This window comes from Anaerotalea alkaliphila, from assembly GCF_010179735.1.
Lineage (GTDB): Bacteria > Bacillota > Clostridia > Lachnospirales > Vallitaleaceae > Anaerotalea > Anaerotalea alkaliphila.
Genome location: NZ_JAAEEH010000036.1, coordinates 1 through 20,759, shown reverse-complemented (window position 1 = coordinate 20,759; position 20,759 = coordinate 1). Strand labels below are relative to the sequence as shown.

At 56.2% G+C, this 20,759-nt stretch carries 20 protein-coding genes and 1 pseudogene; 19 read left to right on the top strand and 2 right to left on the bottom strand.

The window, feature by feature from the left end; genetic code table 11:
• Positions 1-11: 11 nt before the first annotated feature.
• Complete coding sequence (locus GXN74_RS11555) at positions 12-524, bottom strand: ferritin-like domain-containing protein (protein ID WP_162371095.1); 513 nt, start codon at positions 522-524, stop codon at positions 12-14.
• A 183-nt stretch (positions 525-707) separates the two neighbouring features.
• On the opposite strand from GXN74_RS11555, the gene truA reads away from it, so the two are divergent.
• The 3 genes from truA (at position 708) to GXN74_RS11540 (ending at position 2,788) form a co-directional block, all read left to right on the top strand.
• Positions 708-1,457 (top strand): tRNA pseudouridine(38-40) synthase TruA, encoded by a 750-nt coding sequence (gene truA / locus GXN74_RS11550; protein ID WP_162371094.1) that lies wholly within the window; start codon positions 708-710, stop codon positions 1,455-1,457.
• A gap of 14 nt (positions 1,458-1,471) precedes the next feature.
• Positions 1,472-2,371 (top strand): VOC family protein, encoded by a 900-nt coding sequence (locus tag GXN74_RS11545; protein ID WP_162371093.1) that lies wholly within the window; start codon positions 1,472-1,474, stop codon positions 2,369-2,371.
• A gap of 201 nt (positions 2,372-2,572) precedes the next feature.
• Entirely contained in the window at positions 2,573-2,788 is a 216-nt protein-coding gene (locus GXN74_RS11540) for a nucleotidyltransferase domain-containing protein (RefSeq protein ID WP_212505792.1), read from the top strand.
• A gap of 142 nt (positions 2,789-2,930) precedes the next feature.
• Here GXN74_RS11540 and GXN74_RS11535 read toward each other — a convergent pair whose 3' ends face one another.
• Positions 2,931-3,704, bottom strand: coding sequence for a zinc ribbon domain-containing protein (locus GXN74_RS11535; RefSeq protein ID WP_162371092.1), 774 nt, complete (start codon positions 3,702-3,704; stop codon positions 2,931-2,933).
• 270 nt (positions 3,705-3,974) lie between these two features.
• Between GXN74_RS11535 and kduD the strand changes: the two genes are divergently transcribed.
• The 16 genes and pseudogenes from kduD to GXN74_RS11455 form a co-directional block, all read left to right on the top strand.
• A complete protein-coding gene (gene kduD, locus GXN74_RS11530; protein WP_162371091.1) occupies positions 3,975-4,730 on the top strand; it encodes a 2-dehydro-3-deoxy-D-gluconate 5-dehydrogenase KduD in 756 nt (251 codons plus the stop codon).
• A gap of 13 nt (positions 4,731-4,743) precedes the next feature.
• On the top strand, positions 4,744-5,580 hold the full coding sequence (gene kduI, locus GXN74_RS11525; protein WP_162371090.1) for a 5-dehydro-4-deoxy-D-glucuronate isomerase: 837 nt from the start codon (positions 4,744-4,746) through the stop codon (positions 5,578-5,580).
• 41 nt (positions 5,581-5,621) lie between these two features.
• Entirely contained in the window at positions 5,622-6,326 is a 705-nt protein-coding gene (locus tag GXN74_RS11520; RefSeq protein WP_162371089.1) for a GntR family transcriptional regulator, read from the top strand.
• 25 nt (positions 6,327-6,351) lie between these two features.
• A complete protein-coding gene (locus GXN74_RS11515) occupies positions 6,352-7,380 on the top strand; it encodes a TRAP transporter substrate-binding protein (RefSeq protein WP_162371088.1) in 1,029 nt (342 codons plus the stop codon).
• Positions 7,381-7,394: 14 nt separating this feature from the next.
• Positions 7,395-7,892: a TRAP transporter small permease gene (locus tag GXN74_RS11510; protein WP_162371087.1), complete on the top strand. Its 498-nt coding sequence runs from the start codon at positions 7,395-7,397 to the stop codon at positions 7,890-7,892.
• 2 nt (positions 7,893-7,894) lie between these two features.
• Positions 7,895-9,202 (top strand): TRAP transporter large permease, encoded by a 1,308-nt coding sequence (locus GXN74_RS11505; RefSeq protein ID WP_162371086.1) that lies wholly within the window; start codon positions 7,895-7,897, stop codon positions 9,200-9,202.
• Positions 9,203-9,331: 129 nt separating this feature from the next.
• Complete coding sequence (locus GXN74_RS11500) at positions 9,332-10,492, top strand: ROK family transcriptional regulator (protein WP_343032820.1); 1,161 nt, start codon at positions 9,332-9,334, stop codon at positions 10,490-10,492.
• Positions 10,493-10,884: 392 nt separating this feature from the next.
• Positions 10,885-11,916 (top strand): zinc-dependent alcohol dehydrogenase family protein, encoded by a 1,032-nt coding sequence (locus GXN74_RS11495; protein ID WP_246208697.1) that lies wholly within the window; start codon positions 10,885-10,887, stop codon positions 11,914-11,916.
• 58 nt (positions 11,917-11,974) lie between these two features.
• Positions 11,975-12,751 carry an SDR family oxidoreductase gene (locus GXN74_RS11490; RefSeq protein ID WP_162371085.1) on the top strand — a complete coding sequence of 259 codons (777 nt, stop codon included), beginning with the start codon at positions 11,975-11,977 and terminating at the stop codon, positions 12,749-12,751.
• A gap of 68 nt (positions 12,752-12,819) precedes the next feature.
• On the top strand, positions 12,820-13,839 hold the full coding sequence (locus tag GXN74_RS11485; protein WP_162371084.1) for a sugar ABC transporter substrate-binding protein: 1,020 nt from the start codon (positions 12,820-12,822) through the stop codon (positions 13,837-13,839).
• Positions 13,840-13,921: 82 nt separating this feature from the next.
• Complete coding sequence (locus GXN74_RS11480) at positions 13,922-15,412, top strand: sugar ABC transporter ATP-binding protein (protein WP_162371083.1); 1,491 nt, start codon at positions 13,922-13,924, stop codon at positions 15,410-15,412.
• Positions 15,413-15,422: 10 nt separating this feature from the next.
• Positions 15,423-16,370 (top strand): ABC transporter permease, encoded by a 948-nt coding sequence (locus GXN74_RS11475; RefSeq protein WP_162371082.1) that lies wholly within the window; start codon positions 15,423-15,425, stop codon positions 16,368-16,370.
• A gap of 40 nt (positions 16,371-16,410) precedes the next feature.
• Positions 16,411-17,442 carry a zinc-dependent alcohol dehydrogenase gene (locus GXN74_RS11470; RefSeq protein ID WP_162371102.1) on the top strand — a complete coding sequence of 344 codons (1,032 nt, stop codon included), beginning with the start codon at positions 16,411-16,413 and terminating at the stop codon, positions 17,440-17,442.
• Between the two features lie 206 nt (positions 17,443-17,648).
• The gene (locus tag GXN74_RS11465; protein WP_162371081.1) at positions 17,649-18,701 is read left to right on the top strand and encodes an ROK family protein; all 1,053 of its coding nucleotides are present in this window, start codon (positions 17,649-17,651) and stop codon (positions 18,699-18,701) included.
• Between the two features lie 15 nt (positions 18,702-18,716).
• Positions 18,717-20,324, top strand: a complete 1,608-nt coding sequence (locus tag GXN74_RS11460) for a xylulokinase (RefSeq protein ID WP_162371080.1) — start codon at positions 18,717-18,719, stop codon at positions 20,322-20,324.
• 35 nt (positions 20,325-20,359) lie between these two features.
• Positions 20,360-20,759 (top strand): annotated as a pseudogene (locus tag GXN74_RS11455) (transketolase); the annotation flags it as partial.

The following is a 20,759-nucleotide window of genomic DNA, read 5'->3' as shown; positions in this document are numbered from 1 at the left end:
TTCTGGTCGTGTCACATCCGTATCTTTTTGATGTCCTCCCGGAGCCGGTCGATGTCCCGGAGGAAGTCCTCGATGTCGTGTTCGTGTTCCAGCTCGTCGTTCAATATGGTGATGGCCATCTGGTAGGTGGAATGGTCCTTCCCGTTGGTGAACTCCGCAATCTCCTCATACCGCTGGATGGCGCAGCGCTCCCCTTCCAGGTTCTGCTGCAGGATCACCTCGATGTAGGGGTCGCTGGGCTCCGCATAAGCGCATTTGGCGTAGTCCGTCCACTTGTTCGGATTGAGCACCGGCGTTCCCCCCAGCTGCAGGATCCGGTTGAGCACCAGCTCCGCATGGGCCAGTTCCTGTGTGGCGTGGAGCAGGAGTTCGGGCTCCACCTCGCTGCGCATGGGGCCTTCCATCATGCGTGCGCCGACCCAGTATTGGTAGTAGGCCAGCCATTCTTCCGACAGGGCCTCGTTCAGCATCTGGATGAGCTGTTCCACATCCAGGTGGGCGATTGCAACCGCTTTCTTTCCCATATTGCTTCCTCCTTCCGATTCCTTGTTCCCATCGTATCGCTGCACCTTCATGATACACCTTTTTGCCGGGGGATGTAAAGGGGAGAGGGCGGCAGATGGGTGCGGTCTATGAAAGATTGCACGTTTATGGTATACTGTTTACGGAATTGTTCGTATAAGCTTCAACAAGAGAAGGAGATTCGAGTGAAAAACTACAAATGCGTGGTCGCCTATGACGGCAGAAGATACAAGGGATTCAGGAAAGTGAAGCAGAGCGGGGACGACCAGACCATCCAGGGCAAGCTGGAGGGGGTCCTCAGGAAGCGGTTCGAAAAGGACATCGAAGTGCTCAGCGCCGTGAACACGGATGCGGGAGTCCATGCCACCCACCAGGTGGTCAACTTCAAATTGGACACGGACGACTATTCGGGACCGGAGATCAAGGAGTATTTCGAGACCTACCTGCCGGAAGACATCGTGATGCGGAGCGCGGAAATCGTGGACGACCGGTTCCACAGCCGCTACAATGTCCAGTCCGTCACCTACACCTACAGGCTCTGGAAGTCCAATGCGGCGGAGCGGCCCCTGTTCGAGCGCCAGCTTGTGAACGTCATGACCCAGCGGCTGAATGTGGGTAAAATGCGGGCGGGAGCGGAGCTGTTCCTGGGGGAGCACGATTTTGCGGCCTTCTCCACCAAGAGCAAGACGAACAGCACCGTGAAGACCATCCTGGACCTTGCGGTGGAGGAGACGGAGAACGAGGTGGTCGTTAAGATCGAGGCCAACGGGTTCCTGCTGAACATGGAGCGGATCATCGTGGGCACCCTGATCCAGGTCGGATTCGGGGACCGGGACGTGAAGTCCGTCACCAAGGCGTTTGAAAGCAAGGACCGCAAGGACGCGGGACACAAGGTCATGTCCCATGCCCTGTGCCTTACGGATGTGAAATACTAGAGGAGGTGCTTGCCATGGGCAACAAGATCATCCCCCATCTGTGGTACGACGACCAAGCCGAGGAAGCGGCCGGATTCTACGCCGGCCTGTTCGAGGACGGCCGGATCCTGCATGTGGCCCGGTACGGACCGGCCGCCGCCCAGGTGTCCGGAAGGCCGGAGGGATCCGTCATGACGGTGTCCTTCCAGCTGGCGGGACAGTCCTTCATGGCCTTGAATGCTGGGCCGATGTTTTCCTTCACCCCCGCCATCTCCTTTTTTGTGGACTGCGGTTCCGAAGAGGAGATCGAGGACCTTTGGGCCGGACTGGGGCAGGACGGAACGGTCCTGATGGAACTGGGGGAGTATCCCTTCAGCAGGAGGTTCGGATGGGTGCAGGACCGTTACGGCGTTTCCTGGCAGCTGAATCTGGACGGCGGGGGACAGAAAATCACGCCGTTCCTCCTTTTTACCGGGGAACAGCAGGGACGGGCGGAAGAGGCCATGAAGCTGTACGTGTCCCTGTTCCAGGAGGCGGGGATCCTGCAGGTGGTGCGCCACGGGCCCGAGCAGGGGGAAGAGGAGGGGACCGTGCTGACCGGGAGCTTCACCCTAGAAGGCCAGAAGTTCATGGCCATGGACAGCGGTCTGGAACATCCCTTCACCTTCACCCCGGCCGTTTCCCTGCTGGTGAATTGCGCCGGACAGGGGGAAGTGGACCTGCTCTGGAATGGCCTGGGGGAAGGCGGGGCCTTGGAGGAGTGCGGCTGGCTGCGGGACCGCTTCGGGGTGTCCTGGCAGATTGTTCCGGCTGTACTGGACAGGATGATGGAGGACCCGGACCCTGTGGCCAGGGAGCGGGTCATGGAGGCGTTGCTGAAGATGGGCAAGCTGGATGAGGCGCTGCTGAAGAAGGCATATGGAGGGGAGCTGTGAGGACGGAGCAGAAGGATGTGCGATGGGTCCCAAGGTTCAACAATTACAAGAAGGCCTTGGAACAGTTAATCCACCGCGGATGAAATCGTGGGTATGGTCCTGCAGGAATACTATACGGCGTTTCTCCGACTGAAGGAAAAATTGCGTGGTTATGCAGAAAACGAAGGTGGATGAAGGATGTATGGTTTGGAGCCGGATACCATGGAAAAAATCATTCAGGTGTTTGCGAAGGATTCCAGAATTGAAAAGGTCATCCTGTACGGATCCCGGGCAAAGGGGAACTACAGGCCTGGATCGGACATCGACTTGACGGTTGTAGGGGAAGGGCTGGGGTTGCGCGACATCAATGCGATGGCGATTGCGCTGGATGCGTTGCATCTGCCCTATGAAATCGACCTATCCGATTATTCGAGATAGGAAATCCGGATCTGATCGACCATATCCGGCGTGCGGGACAAGTGCTTTATGCAAGGAAAGCTTGACGGGGCGCGGGTACATGCTGATTTTGGACAAAAGAAAACCAGACTAGGACCTAGTCTGGTTTTCTTTTGTCCTTTTTTCACTTCTCCCGGACCTCCACCCGCTTGGGGCAGCGGGACCGGACGTGGTCCAGCACATGGTCGAAGTCCCCGTCGTGGATGTAGAGGATGTTCTCGGAGGCTCCGGCCCGCAGGCGGAGGACCTTCCTCCGGCGCTGGGCGGTGATGCTCCGCACATTCCTGAAGGGGGTGTACATGGAGGTCCGGGCACCCGCCAGCATGCCGGCACCCGCCACCGTCGGGTTGCCGGCAAGGGCTCCGGCCAACACGCCGATGAATCCCAGGGCCTCCGCCTTCTTACGCCCCTTCTGCATCTGGATGTGGTTGACTCCTTGGTCGTCCATCTCGAAGATCAGGGGGTACTTGCCCCCATGGATGATGGGTACGAAGACCAGGTAGTAGCTGATGGCCAGCAGTATTGTCATCCCCACGGCCATGTAGCCGTAAAGCTTGAAGGCGAAGAGGATCTGCTCGCCGCTGCCCTCCAGGATGCCGAGGACCAGCATCAGCAGGGTGGGGGCGAGAGAGGCCAGGAGGATGACCTTCCAGGCCAGCAGGGGGATGGTGGTGTCGGTCCAGAGGTTCACCTCGTAGACCCAACGGAGCTTTCCGTCCAGGCCTACCAGGATGTTGTCGCCCACCTTCCGGGTGGAGTCCGCATAAGACCGTTCGGGACCGCTGTTCGGGAGGGGTGCCGGTGCGGGTTGCGCGGCCGCATCGGGTCTTCGGGTCCCGCAGCCGGGGCAGAAATCGGCCTCTTCGGGCAGTTGGTTGCCGCATTTCGTGCAATACATGGGTGGCTCCTTTCGTGTTCCATAGGCAATCTTCTTCCGTTCCATTTTAGCAGAGGGAGAGGGAGATGGCAAGGCTGGTTGGAGACCTGTTGTGGAGGATGTAGAAATACATCCTCAGTTTTTGTGCAAATAGCGCATGGAAACGGGGTTGACAACGATGTGTTTGTGGACTATACTTCATTGTATACAACGTATACAATGTATACAACGTATACGAAACAGACGAGTGAAGCCTACAGGGAATGAAAACATATCACACGAGGAGGTCCTATGAACAGATTTTCATTGGAAGGAAAAGTTGCAATCGTAACAGGCTGCAGAGCGGGGTTGGGGCAGGGAATCGCCCTTGCGCTTGCGGAAGCGGGAGCGGACATCGTGGGGGTCGACTACGCGGATGTGGACGACACCCAGGCGAAGGTGGCTGCCCTGGGAAGGAAGTTCCTGGGAATCCAGGCGAACCTCTTGAGCATCGAGCCCATCGACGGGATCATGGAATCGGCGCTGAAGGAATTCGGCAAGGTGGACATCCTGGTGAACAACGCAGGCATCATCCGCAGGGAAGATTCGGTCAACTTCTCCGAGAAGGACTGGGACGATGTCATGAACATCAATGTGAAGACCGTGTTCTTCTTCAGCCAGGCGGCGGCAAAACAGTTCATCGCCCAGGGGACCGGCGGAAAGATCATCAACATCGCCTCCATGCTGTCCTTCCAGGGAGGGATCCGTGTCCCTTCCTATACCGCCAGCAAGTCGGGGGTCAAGGGGATCACCATGCTGATGGCAAACGAGTGGGCCAAGCAGGGCATCAATGCCAATGCCATCGCACCGGGATACATGGCCACGGACAACACGGCGGCCCTCCGGGCGGACGAGGAAAGAAGCAGCGAGATCCTGGGCAGGATCCCCGCGGGAAGATGGGGGACGCCGGAAGACGTGGGCGGAGCTGCCGTGTTCCTTGCGTCCAAGGCAGCCGACTACATCAATGGATACACGGTGGCCGTAGACGGCGGCTGGTTGGCCAGATAGCAGAGGAGAAGACATGCGTCTAGAGACAAGATATTCGAACCATCCGGAGGATTCCAGGCGGTATGCCACAGAAGACCTGCGGAGACATTACCTGATTGAAACCCTTTTTGCGGAGGATGAGGCGAACCTGGTCTATTCCCACAACGACCGGATCATCGCAGGGGGAATCATGCCGAAGGACCGGGAAGTAGCCCTGGGTGCGGGCAAGGAGCTGGGCACGTCCCATTTCTTCGAAAGAAGGGAAGCGGGAATCATCAACATCGGCGGCGAGGGGAGGGTGACCCTGGACGGGGTCGCCTACACCCTCCGGCAGAACGACGGCCTGTACATCGGGATGGGGACGAAGGACGTCCGCTTTTCCACGGCGGACCCGGGAGAACCTGCCAAGTTCTACCTGAACAGCAGTCCCGCCCATAGGGCCTATCCCAGCAGGACCATCACCCTGGAGCAGGCGAACAAGGTGGAACTGGGGGAGGCGGAGAACCTGAACGTCCGGACCATCAACCAGTACGTCCATCCTGCGGTCTGCGAAAGCTGCCAGCTGGTCATGGGGATGACGGTGCTGGCCCCCGGCAGTGTCTGGAATACCATGCCCTGCCACACCCATGAGCGGCGCATGGAGGTGTACATGTACTTCAACATGCGGGAGGATGTCCGTGTCTTCCACCTGATGGGACAGCCGGAAGAGACACGGCACCTGGTGGTGGGGAACGAGCAGGCGGTGATTTCACCCAGCTGGTCCATCCACAGCGGCGTCGGGACAAGCAACTACACGTTCATCTGGGGCATGTGCGGAGAGAACATCGAATTCACGGACATGGACCATGTTGCGATGGGGGATTTAAAATAGTATACTGGTATTCATACTATTGAAATCAAAGGAGTCCACCTATGGCCAGTTACAAGTCTTATGGAGCGAATACGATCGGCGACGACGTTTATGAAAAGTTGAAGGAAGAGATCCTGAACCTGACGATCAAGCCGGGTCAGGTGCTGACGGAACAGGAGATCTGTGAAAAATACGGCATCTCCAGAACCCCCAGCAGGGACGTGCTGCAGCGCCTGCGCAACGACGACCTGGTTGTGGCCATTCCCTACAAGGCGAACTATGTGGCGTTGCTGAACTTGGACACCATCCAGCAGATGATCTACATGCGGATGGCAATCGAGACGAAGGTGATCAAGGACGCGATCGCCATCATGGACGACCGGTTCGTAAAGGCGCTGGACGAGAATCTGGCCAGGCAGGAAGCCTTGTTGAAGACGGATTTCCAGCCGGAGGAGTTCTTCGAGATTGACAGCGAGCTGCACAAGACCTGGTTCGAGGCGACACACAAGTGCGCCGTATGGGAGCAGATCCAGAAGGCCCAGGTGCATTATACCCGGTTCAGGATGCTGGACATCGTGGTGGTGAAGAACTTCACCGCCATCTACCAGGAGCATGTGAAGCTTGTGGATATGATCAAGGAAAAGCGCGTGGAAGAAATCGAAGGGTACATGACGCGGCATCTCCAGGGCGGAGCCATCCGGCTGGGCGAAAAGATCTATAACGAATATGCGGATTTCTTCGTGAAACAGGAGAAATACCGGACATGAACCATCATCCAGGGAGGATAACGAAATGAAAAGAATCTTATTGGGACTTACAGCGGTTGTGCTTGCAATCAGTGTTGCAGGATGCGGAAAAACGGAAGTGAAAGATGACGGCGCCGCAGCAAACGGAGCCCCGGCAAGCGTCGGAACCAAAACCTTGAAGCTGGCCTTCAACCAGTCCGAAAGCCATCCCCAGTACAAGGTGCTGGCGGAGTTCGGGGAGAAGCTGGAGCAGGAGACCGAAGGCGCCTACAAGCTGGAAATCGCCCCCAACGCGCTGCTGGGCGACCAGAGGGCGACTTCGGAACTGGTGCAGTCCGGCGCAATCCAGATGTCTGTGGTGGGAAATCCCATCGTGGAGAACTTCAACAAGGACTTTGCGGTCATCGGACTGCCCTATGTGTACGACAGCATGGAGCACCAAAAGGAAGTTTTCGTCTCGGGTGTGCTGGATGAGTTGTTCGGATCCACTCGGAGCAACGGTTTCGTTGTAGCCGGCGCGTTCACCGCGGGATCCAGGAACGTCTACACGGACAAGCCCATCACCACCCCCCAGGACCTGGCCGGATACAAGATCCGTGTCATGGAATCCGACACCATGAAGAAGATGTTGGACTACATGGGCGGCGTAGGCACCCCCATGGCCCAGAGTGAAGTGTACACCGCGGTGCAGCAGGGCGTGCTGGAAGGCGGCGAGAACAATGAAGTCACCTATGTGGACCTGAAACACTATGAAATCGCCCCCTTCTTCTCCAACACCCAGCACCTGATGGTTCCCGACCTGATCCTCATCAACGCGAAACTGTATGACGGCATGTCCGAGGAGCACAGGGAGATTTTCGACAGGTTGATGAAGGAAGCGGTCGTCCAGGAGTTCGAGGTTTGGAGCGACAGCGTGGAAGCCGCAAAGAAGGTGGCCACCGACAACGGAGCGACCTTCGTGGAAGTGGACATCAAGCCTTTCCAGGATAACGTGAAGCCGCTGCACGATGAGGTGACCGCCGTTTCGGAAAGCGCGAAAGCGCTGTATGATGCGGTGCGGGCGCTTGCACGGTAAATGGGAGCTATAAGATGAAAACGATAAGAGGAACGCTGGACCGCATCGTGGAATGGTTCTGCATCGTCACCATGGGGGTCATGACCCTTCTGGTGACCTGGCAGGTCATTACCCGGTATTTTTTCAACAACCCGAGTGCCATTACGGAGCGGCTGACACAATACCTGTTCGTATGGCTTGTCCTCTACGGGGCCGCCTACGTGTTCGGCAAACGCGACCATATGGCCATCGTCTTTGTGGAAGAGAAGCTGCCCCCCTCCATCCGGAGGGTGGTGGAAATCCTCCAGGAGGTGCTCATCGGCGTGTTCGCCGTCGGCGTCATGGTCTATGGAGGTTACCAGTCCACATTGAAGCAGATGGTGCAGGCGGACGCCTCCCTAGGGATTCCCATGGGGGTGGTCTACTCGGCGATTGCGCTGAGCGGCATATGCATCGTCTTCTACTCGGTCCACAACATCATGGAGCTGTCCGGGAAGAAACGGGCGGCAGCTATGAAGGAAGAGGGGGTTTGAACATGGAACTTGCAATCCAAGCGGGAATGATCATGCTGGTCGCCGTTCCCGTACTCCTGGTCATGGGCGTGCCCATCAGCATCAGCATCGGTTTGGCGTCGACCTTCTCTATGATGCTGATCCTTCCGTTGCCGGAAGCGATGGTGACTTCGGCCCAAAGGCTGTTCATAGGCACAAACTCCTTTTCCCTGCTGGCCATCCCCTTCTTCATCCTGGCAGGGAACATCATGAACAACGGAGGAATCGCCATCCGTCTCGTGAACTGCGCGAAGATGCTTAGTGGCCGCCTTCCCGGTTCCCTTGCCCAGTCCAACGTCGTCGCAAACATGCTATTCGGAGCCATCAGCGGCTCCGGCGTGGCGGCTGCGGCTGCGGTGGGCGGAACCATGGCCCCGCTCCAGGAAAAAGAGGGGTACAGCAAGGAATTCAGCACGGCGGTGAACATCGCGTCGGCGCCTACGGGCATGCTGATCCCTCCGAGCAACACCCTGATCGTCTATTCCACGGTGGCGGGCAGCGTTTCCATCTCCGCCCTGTTCATTGCAGGCTATATCCCCGGCATCCTTTGGGGATTGGGCGTCATGGTCATCGCCGGCATCATGGCGAAGAGGGAAGGGTATGTGACCCATGCCAAACCCACCTTCCGGCAGGTGGCCACCACCTTCCTGGACGCCATACCCAGCCTGCTGCTGGTGGTCATCGTCATCGGCGGGATCCTGAAGGGTGTGTTCACCGCAACCGAGGGTTCGGCCATCGCCGTGGTCTACGCCCTGATCCTTTCCGGCATCTACGGGGCGATCAAGCCCCGGGACCTTCCGGCCATCCTTCTGGATTCGGCCCGGATGACGGCCATCGTCATCTTCATGATCGGGGTTTCGTCCATCATGTCCTGGGTCATGGCTTTCACCAACATCCCGGGTATCATCGCAGACCTGCTGCTGGGCGTGACGGAGAGCAAAATCATCATCCTGGTCATCATGAACGCCCTGTTGCTGGTAATTGGAACCTTCATGGACCCGACCCCCGCGGTGCTGATCTTCACCCCGATTTTCCTGCCGATCTGCCAAAGCTTCGGCATGCATCCGGTCCAATTCGGCATCATGATCGTCTTCAACCTGTGCATAGGCACAATCACCCCGCCGGTGGGGCCGATCCTGTTCACCGGCTGCAAGATCGGAGGAGTGACCATTGAGCAGGTGTTCAGGCGGCTGATTCCCTTCTTCGCGGTCACCGCACTCATCCTTTTGCTGGTTACCTACGTGCCGGCGATTTCCATGGCGTTGCCCCAGTGGATGGGACTGATCAAATAGGACATACAGAATAAGGAAGCGGTTCCAGCTGGAGCCGCTTCCTTATTCTGTATCCCTTGCATCTCCAGGCACAAGGTGCTATACTCATAACTAAAGTAAATACTTTATTAAAGATGCGAGGTGCAGAGTGTGATTAAGAAAAGGGTAAGCAACATCGAGGTGAAAAAGATCAACCGGAACAGGATTTTCCGCTACGTCAACAACCGGGAGCGCACCTCCAAGCCGGAAGTGGCGGCGGCGCTGGGGATCAGCATGCCCACGGTGCTGCAGAACGTCAACGAGCTGATGGAACAGGGGTTGGTCCAGGAGGTGGGGGAGCTGGAGTCCACGGGAGGCAGGAAGGCGGCCGCCATCGCACCGGTAAGGAACGCCTACCATGCCTTGGGCATCGACATCACCCAAAACCATCTGGGTTTTGTGCTGACGGACCTGTCGGGAACCGTGCTGAAGCATGCGCGTGTGCAGAAGCCCTTCGCCGACGACCGGGGGTACTACAAGGATATGGGGGAGGCGGCACTGGAGTTCCTGGAGCGGGAGGGAGGGCTTGGAAAGGGTTTCCTGGGGGTGGGCATCTCCGTTCCTGGGATTGTGGACAACACGGCCAACCAGATTGTGCGCTCCCATGCGTTGGGGATTGCAGGCGTCGACTGCAGCCGCTTTTCGGAGTTCCTGATGCTGCCCAGCGTATTCATCAACGACGCCAATGCGGCGGCCATTGCGGAAATCTACCATGCGGAAACCAGGTTCAATGCGGCCTATCTCTTCCTGGGCAACAGCGTGGGAGGGGCCATCATCCAGGAGAGGAAGGGCTACCTGGGGGACGAGACGGCCAACGACAGGCTCTATCTGGGGGACAACTGGCGGGGCGGCGAGTTCGGGCACATGACCCTGGTTCCGGGAGGGAACAGGTGCTATTGCGGGAAGGAAGGCTGTCTGGACGCGTACTGCTCGGCGAAAAACCTGTCCCGTCATACGGACGGGAAGCTGGAAAGGTTTTTTGAGGAAATGGAGAAGGGGAACAAGGGGTTCGAGAAGCTGTGGGAGGAATACCTTTCCCATCTGGCGGTGGAAGTGAACAACCTGCGGATGGTTTTCGACTGCAGGGTGATCATCGGGGGGTATGTGGGCAGCCTGATCGAGCCCTATCTGGGGCGCTTGCAGGAAAAGGCCGCCGCATTGAACACCTTTGAAGCGGATGGAAGCTACATCCAAGCCTGCCGCTACCGGGTGGAGGCTTCGGCTCTGGGGGCCGCGCTGCAGCAGGTGGAAGCGTTTGTGAGTACGGTGTGAAGACGTGTTTTTGTGCAGGTTTCCTGGAAAATGGGGGGGGGGACCTGCCGGATGCATGAAAAAGTCACAACAGGGCTATTGACAGCTGTCGGAATCGGTGCTATTATGTAGATACATAGTTAAACAGTTTAATAAAGAAAGAATTAAAGATTCCTATAAACCTTGAAAATGGAAATGTTAGGGGCTTGTATTTGTGCTTGTTTGGTGATGTTGGTGACATTTGAGCAATACATACTAATAACGTTAAAAAATAAACTTATAATTAGACATATTGACAAGAGAAGCCATGTATGGTAAAGTAGTTATAGAAAATCAATTAACAAAACGAAATAACAAATACGCATAACAAAATTGTTTGCAAAATGACAATGCAGGTATTGTGAAGGCGGTGGATGATGAACATGAGAGCTTTGGTCTACAACAGTCCCAGGAACATAAGCGTCCAAGATGTTCCGGTTCCCGAGATTGGAGCAACGGAGGTACTGGTGAAAATCAAGTACTGCGGTGTCTGCGGAACGGACATGCACATCTACAATGGAGAAGGCGGCGCCTTCGCGGCAACCCCTCCGTTGGTCATGGGACATGAATTGTCGGGTGTGGTGGAAAAGGTGGGAGCCATGGTCAAGAAGGTGAAGCCAGGCGATCTCGTTTCGGTGGACCCCAACGACATGTGTGGCGAATGCCATTACTGCAAAAACGCAATGGAGCAGTTCTGTGAAAATGTCATAGGCTCAGGAACGACGGTTGATGGGGGGTTCGCCCAGTACATCGCGGCCAAGGAGAAACAGGTCTTCAAATTCAAGGAGGGGACGGACCCCCTGACCGCCGCAATGGCGGAGCCGGTTTCCTGTTGCATCCACGGCATCGACCTCTGTGGCATCAAACCGGGGGACGAGGTGCTGGTCATCGGAGGAGGTCCCATAGGACTGATCATGCTGCAACTGGCGAAAATGGCCGGTGCCAGCAAAACGGTCCTCTCGGAGCCGGTGGCGGAAAAAAGGGAAATCGCAGAAAAACTGGGAGCGGACCTGACCATCAATCCGTTGGAAGAGGACGTGGAAGCCATCCTGAAAGGGAACTGCAGGAACATCAGCACGGTCATCGAGTGTGTGGGCAGCGCCCGCACGATCGACAACGCCATACAGTGGGCGGGGAAGGGCGCGACGATCATGATGTTCGGCCTGACCGGACCGGACCAGGTCATCAACCTGAAGCCGGACATCGTGTTCAAGAAGGAACTGAAGGTGACGTCCTCCTTCATCAATCCCTATACGTTCCAAAGGGCGGTGGCCATCCTGGAATCCGGGAGACTGAACGTGAAGGATACGATCAGCCATATCGTGGAACTGGAAGATTGCGTGAAGGTGTTCGAAGACGCCAAATACAGAGGCACAGGAAAAGCGGTCATCAAATTGAACGACTGAACCAGCGGGAGTAATAAACAAAACATAGATCGAGACGAATCGGAAAAGGAGAAACGCAATGGGAATCTTGGAAAGAATGAGACTTGACGGAAAAACGACTTTCATCACCGGGGGGGCTAGAGGCATCGGATTGGCCATAGCCACCGCAATCGCCGAAGCGGGCAGCAATGTGGCGATTGTCGACGTGGACATCGAAGAGGCGAAGAAGGCTGCCGCCGAACTGGAAGCGGCTACGGGCGTCGGAACGCTTGCAATCAAGGCGGACGTCACAAGCCAGGAGGATGTGGACAGGATGATCGAAGCGATCATGGACAAGTTCGGCAGGATCGACGCGGCTTTCTGCAATGCAGGCATCTGCATGAACATCCCCGCGGAAGAAATGACGCTGGACCAGTTCCGGAAGGTCATCGACATCAACCTGACGGGCGTGTTCCTCACATCCCAAGCCGCTGCGAAAGTCATGCTCAAGCAGGGAAGGGGCTCGATCATCAACACGGCCTCCATGTCCGCGCACATCGTCAACGTGCCCCAGCCCCAATGCTCCTACAACGCATCGAAAGCAGGCGTAATCCAACTGACTAAATCGATGGCGATCGAATTCGCCAAGAGGGGCGTAAGGGTCAACAGCATCAGCCCCGGATACATCGGCACGGAACTGACCCTAAATTCCCCGACGCTGCAGCCCCTGATCGAGCAATGGAACGCCATGGCGCCCCTGGGACGCATGGGTACGCCGGAAGAGCTTCAGGCCATCGCCGTCTATCTGGCAGGCGACAGCAGCGACTTCACCACAGGTTCCGACTTCGTCATCGACGGTGCGTTCACCTGCTTCTAAACTCAATATAAACGGCAAACGCCGTTTATATATAGAAACCAATCATATGATCAAAGGGAGGAAACAAAATGTTGAAAAGATTCATGGCGGTACTGTTGTTGGGAGTGCTTTTGACGACGACACTGGCAGGTTGCACAACAAAAGAGCCGGGATCCACCGGCGGACAGGAAACATCCGGAACGGAAACCGGCGGATCGGACAAGACGTTCAAGGTCGGGGTCACAATCCAGTCTCTTGAGAACGCCTACTGGGCGGGCGTATTCGGTGAAGTCGAAACCCTTATGAAGGGCAAAGGCTGGGACTACACGATCCTGGCGTGCAACGACAACTCCGCAACACAAATCCAGCAAATCGAGAACTTCGTAACGAACCAGGTCGACCTGATCATGGTCCATCCTTCCGACCCCAACGCGATTGAAGACTATCTGAAGAAAGCGATGGATGCGGGCATCAAAGTCATGGTATGGGACGACGCCATGCAGAACTCCACCATCAACTGGATTCTGGACAACACTAAGCTTGGCTACACGATCGGTACGGAAGCGGCCAATTTCGTAAACGAGCACTATTCGGCCGACAACAAGGCCAAAATCGCCATCATGAACTATCCTCAAACACCGATCCTTCTGGAAAGGGAGACAGGCATCCTTGCGGCCCTTGAAGAAATCGCCAGTGGAAATTATGAAGTTGTTGCGCAGCAGCCTGCCCTTGACGCGGCAACGGCTTTGACAAACATGGAAACGATCATGCAAGCCAACCCCGACACCAAAATCGTCTGCTCCATCGGTGCCGGCGGAGACATCGGTGCCAACGAGGCGTTCATGACTAAAACCGGCGGCAACATCCCTGCCGACATGGGCATCTTCTCGGCGGACGCCACACAGCAGCAATTGGAGGCGATCGTAGCCGGACAAGCAACCAGAGCGTCCGTAGGTTTCGAGGGTTCCAACAAGAAAACGGCGGAAGCGGTTGTGGACCTGTACGAGAGGCTGATGGAAGGCGAAGCGTTCCCCGAGCAGAACATTGTAAGACCCCTGCTTGTCATCGATGCATCCAATGCAGAAGAATATCTGGCGGATTACAAATAACAGGAACTTAAGGCAACTGTTGGTTGATGTGGAGTTGTTTCAATGGCAACTCCACATTTTTACAAGGACGGTGTGATGGAAAATGAAGGATAACTATGTGTTGCAGTTGCAGAATATAACGAAAGAATATCCTGGTGTGCGTGCCCTGAATGATGTGTCCCTGGAGGTGAAGGAGGGTGAAATCCTTGCGTTGATCGGAGAGAACGGCGCCGGAAAATCCACCTTGATCAAGACTTGTTCAGGCGCAGTCATTCCGACATCAGGCAAGATCATCGTAAACGGCAAGGAATTTGCCCATATGACGCCTCAATTGGCCAAGGAAAATGGGATAGCGATCATCTATCAGGAATTCAACAATGTAAAAGGACTATCAGCTGCGGAGAATCTGTTTTTGGGCAACCCCATCCGCAAAGGCATCATCATAGACCAGAAAGCGATGGAAAAGGAAGCTGAAAAGGCATTTGCACAGCTGAACATCAAAATCGACCCCAAAACACTTGTGGGAGACCTTACGGTCGGCTATCAACAGATGGTTGAAATCGCAAAGGCCATCCAGCAGGATGCAAGGATTCTGATCATGGACGAGCCGTCGGCTCCGCTCACCAGCGCCGAAGTGGAAAGCATGTTCAAGGTCTGCGAACTGCTCCGGTCGAAAGGGGTGGCCATCATCTACATTTCCCACCGGCTGGAGGAAATCTACCGGTTGTCGGACCGGATCGTCGTGCTGCGGGATGGAAGTTATGTCAAAACACTCATCACGAAGGATTCCCACGTAGACGAACTGATCCGCCTGATGGTCGGACGCGATTTGAAAGAAACGTATCCTTCCAGGGAAGAATGCATAGTGGAAGACGAAATCATCCTGGAGCTTCAGAACCTGAGCGGCAACGGGGACAAGGACATCAACTTGAAGATAAGGAAGGGTGAAGTCCTGGGGCTTGGAGGCCTTGTGGGCGCCGGACGCACCGAGCTTGTGGAGATGATTTTCGGCTCCGTGAGGAAGACCTCCGGAAAGATCCTCTTCAAGGGGAAGGAAATCGATCCGAAGTCTCCAAGGGAAGCCATCGACTTGGGCATCGCCCTTGTCCCGGAGGACCGGAAGCGGCATGGCGCCCTGCTGGGCGTGTCCATCAAGAACAACATCAACATGCCGATCTACAAGAGGATCTCAAGAGGTTCCGTAATCGATTCCCGTCAGGAAATGGATGTTGCGCAGAAATATCAAAAGGACCTGCTGATCAAAACACCTACACTGAACCAGTTGGTCAAGAACCTGAGCGGCGGAAACCAGCAGAAGGTCATCATCGGCAAATGGCTGGCGGCAAACTCCGAGTTGATCATCTTTGACGAACCGACCCGTGGAATCGACGTCGGCGCAAAATTCGAAATCTATACCTTGATTAACAAGCTGTTGCAGCAGGGTAAAACCATCCTTCTGATATCATCCGAGATGGAGGAGCTGATGGGCATGTCCGATAGGATCATGGTCCTGTATGAAGGAAGGGTTACCGGCGAGCTTGAAAGAAATGAATTTGACCAAAATACGATCATGCGCATGTCGTCAGGCGTTTAGGAGGTAGAAAATGAAAAGCACCGCACTCAATATCATCAAGGAAAAAGCAATCTGGATGGTCTTCGTAGCCCTTTTCCTGGTATTTGCTTTTGCAAATCCCCTGTTCGTTTCATCCAGCAACCTGTTCACCATCGCGCGGCAGGTGGCGGTCTTGGGCATCGCCTCCATCGGCATGACCTTCGTCATCCTGATCGCCGGCATCGACTTGTCCGTAGGCTCCATCATCACCCTGGTCAATGTCGTGGGTGCTTATCTGATGGTCAACAGCGGCTTCGGCATGGTCTCCGCAGTTCTTGTTTCCCTGCTGGTCGGCATGCTGATCGGCGTGTTGAACGGCTTCCTGATTTCCACCATCGGCATCTCCGCCATCATCGCCACCTTCGCGACCCAGACCGTCTTCAAGGGACTGGCCTACATCCTCAGCGGCGGCACACCAATCTACGGTTTCGATGAGAGGTTCAAAATCATCGGACAAGGCTACCTAGGCCCGGTGCCGGTGCCGGTCATCATCATGATCGCCTGCTTCGCCCTCGGTTCCTTCATCTTGAACAAGAGTTACTTCGGACGCTATTTCTATGCGGTCGGCGGCAGTGAGGAAGCATCCAGGCTTTCCGGTATCCTCGTGGGACGCACCAAATATCTGGTCTACGCGCTTTCGGGCCTGTTCGCCGGACTTGCAGGCATCGTCATGCTGTCCCGGACGAATTCCGCCCAGCCCACCGCCGGATTGGGGTATGAATTCGACGTCATCACCTGTGTGGTGTTGGGTGGTGTTTCCATTACCGGCGGTTACGGCAAGATGTCCAACGTGGTCGCCGGTGTCCTGATCATCGGGATCCTGACCAACGGCATGGTGCTGATGAATGTAAGCACCTACATGCAGCTGATCGTCAAAGGGATCGTCCTTGCGCTGGCGGTAGGTTTCGACAGTCTGCAAAAGAAACGCGCAACAACCTAATAGGCTCCAAAGACATGGGAGGGTCGAAATGAAAGAAAAAATGATTCAGCAGATAATGGTTGCTCCAGCCAAAATTGATTTCAAGGAAGTGCCTGTGCCGAAGGTGGAGGCCGGCCAGGTGCTCATGGAGATGAAGCGGGTGGGTGTATGCGGCAGCGACATCCATGTCTACCACGGCAAGCACCCGTATGTTTCCTATCCCCTGACCCAGGGGCACGAGGTGTCGGGGAAGGTGGTTGCCCTGGGGGAAGGTGTCACTGGCCTGGAAGTCGGCCAGAAAGCCACGATCGAACCACAGGTGGTTTGCAACGAATGCTATCCCTGCGCCCATGGCAAGTACAACCTATGCGAAAATCTGAAGGTCATGGGTTTCCAGACCGTAGGATCCGCCAGCGAGTACTACGCCGTTGATGCCGCCAAGGTCACGCCCCTGCCGGAGAGCATGAGCTACGACGAAGGCGCCATGATCGAGCCTGTAGCCGTTACGGTCCATGCCTGCAAACGTGTCGGCGACCTTACAGGCAAGAAGGTGGCGGTTCTGGGCGCGGGTCCCATCGGCATCCTGCTGGCCCAAGCCTTGAAGGCTTTTGGAGCGGCAGAAGTCATGATTACAGACATTTCCACACCCAGGCTGGAGATCGCCAAGGCATGCGGCGTGGATCATGTCGTCAACACCAGGGAAAAGGATTTCGGGACGGCCGTGGTGGAATGTTTCGGCAAGGACAAGGCGGACTTCATCTACGACTGCGCCGGCAATGACATCACCATGGGACAGGCGATCCAAAACGCAAGAAAGGGAAGCGTCATCGTATTGGTGGCTGTCTTTGCGGGAATGGCGAACGTGGACCTTGCGAAGCTGAACGATTCGGAACTGGACCTGTACACATCCATGATGTACAGGCACGAGGACTATGTGGATGCCATCCGGCTCGTGGAAGAGGGGAAAATCCTCCTCAAGCCACTGATGAGCAAGCATTTCCCGTTCAAGGACTATCAGGCCGCCTACAAGTACATCGACGACAATTACGAGACGACGATGAAGGTCTTGATCGATGTGGATTCGGAAGCATAGAATTAGTCGAAGGATTTTTTGAAATCATTTTGTTGTAACCTGATGGTTTTCCATTTATAATCATATTAAATAGCAAATCACAGTGACAAAATGAGAGGAGTAGTGCGGTGCCGTTTCCATCGGCATCGCGCGCTGGAGATATGGATATTCAGGACATCAAGCAAAGCAACCGAAAAAGGATCTACTTTTACATCAGGGAGAAGGGGATGGCGACGACAAAGGAGATGGCCTACGACCTTAAACTCAGTTTGCCCACAATCACGCAGAACCTGGAGTTTTTGGCGGAACAAGGCATGATCGCTTCAGAGAAGAAGGTCGCAACGAAATCCGGCGGGAGGAATCCCATCGCCCATTCCTATGTCCCGGATGTAAAGGTGGCGATCGGGCTTGATGTCGCAAAGCACCACATCATCAGCACGATCATCGACCTGAGCGGAAACGTCGTCAAATATGTATACAAGAGACAGTCTTACGAAAGAAGCGACGATTACCTGAAGCTTCTGGGAGATACGGTCGAGGAGATCATCGAAAGCGTCCGTTTGGACCGCAGCAAGATTCTCGGTGTAGGCATCGCCATGCCCGGACTGGTCAGCCATGAATTGGACTATGTGGTCGACGGAAGGGTGATCGACAATGCAGGCATGACCTGCAAAGAGGCATCCAAATACATCCCGTACCCCACCAAGCTGATCCACGATTCCTATGCTTCCGGATATTCCGAGAGCTGGATGGCTTCCGAGATACACAACCTGTTCTACATCAGTTTGTGCGATACAGTGGGGGGATCGGTGCTGGTGAACGACAAAATCTATATGGGTGAAGGCCTCTACAGCGGGGAAATCGGGCATCTGAAAATCGTCCCGGACGGCAAGCAATGCTATTGCGGCCAAAAAGGCTGTTTCGACTCCTATTGCAATGCGGAAGTGCTTTCAATGCATGCGGACGGTGACCTGGAGCTGTTTTTCGAAAGGCTGGAACAAGGGGATGAAAAGCTGCAGGAAGTCTGGGACGAATATCTGGAGTACCTGGCGCAGGTCATCATCGATGCCAGGATGATGTACGGTTGCAAAATCATCCTGGGCGGTTATGTCGGCGTCCATATGGAAGGCCATATGGATGCTTTGTATGAAAAGGTCGATCCCAAAAGTCCTTTCAGCGAAAAGGCCAAGGATTACGTCCTTCCCTGCAAGAAAAAGAAGTCTTCCGTTGCGACGGGGGCCGCGTTGTATTTCGTAGACCAGTTCTTCAACAATATGTAATGGAGGTTCCAACATATGACAATAGAAAACAGCAAAGTGAAAGACGCCATTGCCGAGGGCAGGACAGCCCTGGGCATCGAACTGGGGTCGACGCGGATCAAGGCGGTCCTCGTGGGGGAGGATGACACGCCAGTGGCTTCCGGAAGCCATGACTGGAGCAACAGCCATGTGGACGGCATCTGGACCTACGGCGTCGACGAGGTCTGGAAGGGCGTGCAGGATGCCTATGGAAAGATGGCTGCGGACGTGAAGGCCCGGTACGGGGTCGAACTGGCGAGGGTCGGCGCCATCGGATTCAGCGGCATGATGCACGGATACATGGCCTTCGACAAGGAGGACAATCTCCTGGTGCCCTTCCGGACCTGGAGGAACAACATCACCAGCGAGGCGGCGGAAGCGCTGACGAAGCTGTTCGACTACCCCATCGCCCAGCGATGGAGCATCGCCCACCTGTACCAGGCAATCCTGAACGGGGAAAGTCATGTGGCCGAGGTGGCCTATGTCTCGACCCTGGCAGGATACGTCCACTGGCAGCTGACCGGTGAGAAGGTCATGGGTGTGGGGGAGGCCTCGGGCATGTTCCCCATCGACCTGGAAACGGCCGACTACAACCGGCGCATGATCGGGCAGTTTGACGAGCTGGCGGAAGCGAAAGGCTTTGGCTGGCGGCTGGGCGGAATCTTCCCCAAGGTCCTGGTGGCCGGGGAAAGCGGGGGCGCCCTCACGGAGAAGGGGGCGAAGCTGCTGGACCCCAGCGGCAGGCTTGCGGCGGGCATCCCCTTCTGCCCTCCCGAAAGCGACGCGGGCACGGGGATGGTGGCCACCAACAGCGTGGCCGAGCGGACAGGGAACGTCTCCGCGGGCACATCGGTCTTCACCATGATCGTCCTGGAGAAGGAGCTGTCCAAGGTCCACCCCGAAATCGACCTGGTGACGACGCCCACCGGAAAGCTGGTGGCCATGGCCCACTCCAACAACTGCACGTCGGACCTGGACGCCTGGATAGGCCTGTTCGGGGAAGCGGCCCAGGCGTTGGGAATGGAAGTGGACATGACGACCCTCTACAGGACGCTGTACACCAAGGCGCTGGAAGGGGATGCGGACGGCGGAGGCCTGCTGGCCTACGGCTACCTGTCCGGAGAGCATGTGACCCACTTCGAGGAAGGGCGCCCGATGTTCGTGCGTTCCTCCAAAAACAACTTCAACCTGGCGAACTTCATGCGGGTGCACCTGTACACTTCCCTGGGCGCCATGAAAATCGGCCTGGACATCCTCCTGAAGGAGGAGGGGGTCCGGGTGGACGAGATCCTGGGCCACGGTGGCCTGTTCAAGACCAAGGGCGTCGGACAACGATTCATGGCTGCGGCGGCCAATACCCCCGTTTCCGTCATGGAGACCGCAGGGGAAGGCGGCGCCTGGGGCATCGCCCTGCTGGCTTCCTACATGGTCAACAGGGAAGCGGGGGAGACCCTGGAGGCGTACCTGAAGCACAAGGTGTTCGCAGGCCAGGAAGGCGTGCGGATGGAGCCGGACCCGAAAGACGTAGAAGGGTTCGAAGTCTTCCACCAGCGCTACAAGAAGGGCCTCCCCATAGAAAGGGCGGCGGTGGACTGTCTGAGATAGAAGCAACGCAAGGCAAATTAGGAGGAAACGAATACATGGATCAGAAAACAATCGCAAGCATCCGTCTGCTGTCCGCCCAAATGGTGGAAAAGGCCTGTTCGGGCCATCCCGGCCTGCCCCTGGGGGCGGCCCCCATGGCCCAGGTCCTGTGGTCCAGGCACCTGAACTTCGACCCGGCGGCCAGCAACTGGCCGAACCGGGACCGGTTCATCCTGTCCGCCGGCCACGGCTCGGCGCTGCTGTACTCCCTGCTGCACCTCTACGGCTACGACCTGTCCATGGAGGACCTGAAGAACTTCCGCCAATATGGAAGCAAGACCCCCGGCCATCCGGAATACGGCCACACGGACGGGGTGGAGACCACCACCGGCCCCTTGGGCCAGGGCATCGCCAACGGGGTGGGCATGGCCATGGCGGAACGGCATCTGGCGGCAA

Bases quoted from the DNA above. Each gene is read 5' to 3' on its own strand.
- GXN74_RS11555 (WP_162371095.1), bottom strand. From the start codon at position 524: ATGGGAAAGAAAGCGGTTGCAATCGCCCACCTGGATGTGGAACAGCTC.
- GXN74_RS11545 (WP_162371093.1), top strand. From the start codon at position 1,472: ATGGGCAACAAGATCATCCCCCATCTGTGGTACGACGACCAAGCCGAG.
- GXN74_RS11540 (WP_212505792.1), top strand. From the start codon at position 2,573: ATGGAAAAAATCATTCAGGTGTTTGCGAAGGATTCCAGAATTGAAAAG.
- GXN74_RS11535 (WP_162371092.1), bottom strand. From the start codon at position 3,704: ATGTATTGCACGAAATGCGGCAACCAACTGCCCGAAGAGGCCGATTTC.
- kduD (WP_162371091.1), top strand. From the start codon at position 3,975: ATGAACAGATTTTCATTGGAAGGAAAAGTTGCAATCGTAACAGGCTGC.
- kduI (WP_162371090.1), top strand. From the start codon at position 4,744: ATGCGTCTAGAGACAAGATATTCGAACCATCCGGAGGATTCCAGGCGG.
- GXN74_RS11520 (WP_162371089.1), top strand. From the start codon at position 5,622: ATGGCCAGTTACAAGTCTTATGGAGCGAATACGATCGGCGACGACGTT.
- GXN74_RS11515 (WP_162371088.1), top strand. From the start codon at position 6,352: ATGAAAAGAATCTTATTGGGACTTACAGCGGTTGTGCTTGCAATCAGT.
- GXN74_RS11510 (WP_162371087.1), top strand. From the start codon at position 7,395: ATGAAAACGATAAGAGGAACGCTGGACCGCATCGTGGAATGGTTCTGC.
- GXN74_RS11505 (WP_162371086.1), top strand. From the start codon at position 7,895: ATGGAACTTGCAATCCAAGCGGGAATGATCATGCTGGTCGCCGTTCCC.
- GXN74_RS11495 (WP_246208697.1), top strand. From the start codon at position 10,885: ATGATGAACATGAGAGCTTTGGTCTACAACAGTCCCAGGAACATAAGC.
- GXN74_RS11490 (WP_162371085.1), top strand. From the start codon at position 11,975: ATGGGAATCTTGGAAAGAATGAGACTTGACGGAAAAACGACTTTCATC.
- GXN74_RS11485 (WP_162371084.1), top strand. From the start codon at position 12,820: ATGTTGAAAAGATTCATGGCGGTACTGTTGTTGGGAGTGCTTTTGACG.
- GXN74_RS11480 (WP_162371083.1), top strand. From the start codon at position 13,922: ATGAAGGATAACTATGTGTTGCAGTTGCAGAATATAACGAAAGAATAT.
- GXN74_RS11475 (WP_162371082.1), top strand. From the start codon at position 15,423: ATGAAAAGCACCGCACTCAATATCATCAAGGAAAAAGCAATCTGGATG.
- GXN74_RS11470 (WP_162371102.1), top strand. From the start codon at position 16,411: ATGATTCAGCAGATAATGGTTGCTCCAGCCAAAATTGATTTCAAGGAA.
- GXN74_RS11465 (WP_162371081.1), top strand. From the start codon at position 17,649: ATGGCGACGACAAAGGAGATGGCCTACGACCTTAAACTCAGTTTGCCC.
- GXN74_RS11460 (WP_162371080.1), top strand. From the start codon at position 18,717: ATGACAATAGAAAACAGCAAAGTGAAAGACGCCATTGCCGAGGGCAGG.